Origin of the sequence: Actinomadura logoneensis, assembly GCF_003428695.1 — a bacterium.
GTDB classification, from domain to species: Bacteria; Actinomycetota; Actinomycetes; order Streptosporangiales; family Streptosporangiaceae; genus Spirillospora; species Spirillospora logoneensis.
In genome coordinates, this window is sequence record NZ_QURH01000726.1 from 1 (window position 1) to 3,332 (window position 3,332).

At 76.2% G+C, this 3,332-nt stretch carries 3 protein-coding genes; 1 reads left to right on the forward strand and 2 read right to left on the reverse strand.

The features are described from left to right. The coding region (locus tag DZF91_RS26280; RefSeq protein ID WP_199486903.1) for a sensor histidine kinase at positions 1-820 on the reverse strand (820 nt) is incomplete at its 3' end. Positions 821-985: 165 nt separating this feature from the next. Here DZF91_RS26280 and DZF91_RS26285 point away from each other — a divergent pair. Continuing rightward, the gene (locus tag DZF91_RS26285) at positions 986-1,525 is read left to right on the forward strand and encodes a GlcG/HbpS family heme-binding protein (protein ID WP_235834576.1); all 540 of its coding nucleotides are present in this window, start codon (positions 986-988) and stop codon (positions 1,523-1,525) included. Between the two features lie 102 nt (positions 1,526-1,627). On the opposite strand, the gene DZF91_RS26295 is transcribed toward DZF91_RS26285, so the two are convergent. Continuing rightward, positions 1,628-3,332: DUF2207 domain-containing protein (locus DZF91_RS26295; RefSeq protein ID WP_158588053.1), on the reverse strand; the 1,705-nt coding region annotated here is incomplete at its 5' end.

Consider the following 3,332-nt stretch of genomic DNA (forward strand, 5'->3'; position numbering starts at 1 on the left):
CGGCCAGCGAGCGCAGCGCGTGCGGCAGCGACCCGGCGGCGAGGTCGGACGGGGCCAGCGCGCGGACGAACCGGCGCGCCTCGTCCAGGTTCCCGGCCGCCTCGGCCGCGGCCCGCCGGACGAGCCCGCGGGCGGTCTCCGGGTCGGAGCCGAAGGCGCGGTCAGCGGCCTGGAGCAGCATTCCCATGCTGGTCAGGCCCTGCGCGAGGGTGTCGTGGATCTCCCGGGACAGCCGCTGCCGCTCGCTCAGGATCCCGGCCGCGCGCTGGGAGCGGGCGAGGGCGTCCGCCGTCCGGTGCAGCTCCAGGAAGATCACCAGGATCATCCCGGACACCGCGACCGGCGCGAGCACCAGGCTGAGGTCGAACGTCGGCGTCAGCCTGAGCTGGGCGAACACCACGGCGGCGGTGACGACGACCGCGCCGGCGACGGCCGTGCGGCGGCTGAGCAGGCGCAGCGCGGCGAAGTACAGCGGCGGCGCGCACCAGGCGAAGCTGGGCGCGACCAGCACCAGCGACAGCCACACCGCCGTCACGGCGGCCAGCCAGGCCAGCAGGCCGCGGCGGCCGAGCCGGTCCCACAGGAGCGTCCCGGCGGCGTAGAGGAGGGCGAGCAGCCCGCAGAGCGCGTACTTCGGCCACGTCCCCTCCCCCGCTCCGTGCCGGGCGGCGAACCGGGACGCGGAGGAGGCCAGCAGCAGGAAGAACGCCGCGTGCATGGCCAGGTCGATGCGCCCCTCCGGCGTCCGGACGGCGCGTCCCGCACGCTCGGCCCCGCCGGACGGCGCCGCGCTATCGGCCTTGGCGTTCACGCTGGTCACAGGTTTTCCCTCCCCTCCTTCCGCACGCTACTCGGCGCGGCGGGGCGGACGGGGCGCCGGGGCATCCATCGTTCGGTTGATGCCGGACCCAACCGTCCTTGCGATGGCAGGGGGCTCCGCGGTGGCGAGGCTGGGGACATCGCACAACGGAAGGGATCGATCACTGTGAAGAGTTTCCGGAACATCGTGGGCATGACGGCGGGCGTGGCGCTGGTGGGCGGCGCCGTGGCGATGTCGGCGGCGACCGCCGACGCCGCCCCGGCCGCCCCCGCGAAGAGCGGTGGCGCCGTGACCCAGACCCGCGCCCTCACCGCCGACGCCGCGATGAAGGTCGCGGACGCGGCGCGGAAGGAGGCCGCCAGGCAGCACCAGCGCGTCGCCATCGCGATCGTGGACCGGTCCGGCGACCTGAAGCTGGTCGTGAAGGACGACGGCGCGGGCCCGCAGACCGTCGAGTCGGCCAAGCGCAAGGCGTACACGGCGGTCGCCTGGGGGCAGCCGACGTCCAAGCTCGCCCAGAACGCGACCGGGACGGGCCCGACCGTGAAGGACATCCCGGGGACGCTGTTCCTGGCGGGCGGCGTACCGGTCGCGTCCGGGGGCGCGCCGATCGCGGGCATCGGCGTGGGCGGCGCACCGCAGGGTTCGATCGACGAGTCCATCGCGCAGGCGGGACTGAACGCCATCCAGAACCAGCTGGGCTGACGCTCCCCGGACGCGGAACGGCCCGTGGCGCTTGAGCGTCACGGGCCGTTCCGCTCGGCTCGGCCCGCCTCGTGACTCCGCCGTCCGGGAGTCGCCGGGGAGTCACCAGGAGCCGCCGCCTCCGCCGCCGTCCGCGCCACCACCGCCGTGACCGCCGCCGAAACCCCCGCCGCCGTGGACGCCTCCCAGACCGCCGCCGTACCCCCCGTAGCCGCCGCTGCCGGACGTGCGGCGCTTCTTCCTCCTGGAAGAAGCCGGACGGGAGCGCTGCTCGTACCGGGACGGCCGCGCCTTGCCCACGAACATGTGGACGAGCGCGACGAACCGCTCCTCGGCCTCGTCCGGACCGCCGGTGTAGGAGTACCAGGACGGCAGCGACCCGTCCGCCGTCCGCGCCCGGAAGAACGCCGTCATCCAGGACCGCTGGCCCGTCGCGGCGGCGTACGGGAGGTGGCGCTCGGCGTCGGGCTCGCCGCGCCGCGTCCACAGGCTGTGGAGATACCGCTGGTACCGGACGCTCAGCGCCTGGCCGCGCCGCGTGACGGGGTTCCTCGGCCAGAGCAGGCCGGTCGCGACCGCGAGGAGGACCAGCGCGGTTCCGGCCGCCGACCGGTCGTCGAAGCCGCCGTCCGCCCGCAGGCCCGCAAGGACCAGGACGAATCCGGCGATCCCGACGAGCCAGCACGCGGGGACCAGGATCCAGCGGGTGTTGACCAGCCAGGAGCGCCGGTGGCGGCGTCCGCGCTCCCGGCTCGCGTTGAGGATGCGGCGCTCGGTCCGCTGGAGCCGTTCCCGCGCGGACGGCCCTGCCTCGGCGGTGTCCCCGTCGTCGAAGAGCGCCTTGAGGAAGGCGCGCTCGTCGTCCGGCAGGCCGCCGGTGTCGGCGCGGACGCGGGTGAGCGTGACCCGCCGTCCGTCGTCGGCGACGCGCAGCTCGCCGCGGACGGCCAGGTCGAGCGCGACGACGGCGAGCGGGTCCCACGGCTCGATGCCGTTCGGGAGGCTTCCGACCTCGGCCGGGGGCACGGCGTCGCGCGGCACGGACGCGGGCAGCCTGCGGCGGCGCCACCGGTCGGACAGCCGCAGCCCGACGCCCGAGAGCGCGACCAGCAGCGCCAGCCCGAGCGCCGTCGCGCCGGGGACGCCGACCGAGACCGCGAAGGGGCCGGGCCGCTGGTTCCGCACCGTCCCGGCCGGGAACGCCGCCCGCACGGTGATGCCCTGGCCCGCCCCGAGGCTCTGCGTGAACGTCGCGGTGCCGCCGCCGGTGCGTCCGGGACCGGCGCAGGGCGTCCTCGCGTCGGGCGGACCGGCGCGGCAGTCCAGCGAGCGGAACGCGGCCGGGCCCGTGAGCGTGACGGTCGCCGTGTCGATGGGCACCGTCCACTCGGTGCCGACGGCGTTCCAGTCCAGGGTGTCCGAGGCGACGGCGTGCCGGACGTCGTAGTCGATCGTGTAGTGCCGCAGCCCGGTGACCGTCCGCGCCGGGTCGCCGACGCGGATGTCGGTCCGGCTCCCCCGGTCGCTGACCCTGCTCGCGGCGGGCGCGTCGGTGCTGGCGACCCGGACGTGCTCGATCCTCACCCGGCGGGCGGGGATGCTCCGCTCGATGCCGTGCCGTCCGGACGAGCCGCCGAAGTCGTAGGCGATCTCCTCGTGGACGCGTAGCAGCCCGTCCGCGCCCAGGTCCAGCCTGACCGCGTAGGAGCCGACGTGCTCCCCCGGCGTCGCGCCGGACGGCACGGCGACCGCGGCCGGCGCGGCGGCTGCGGTGGGGAGGACGGCGGAGGGCAGGGCGGACGGCGCC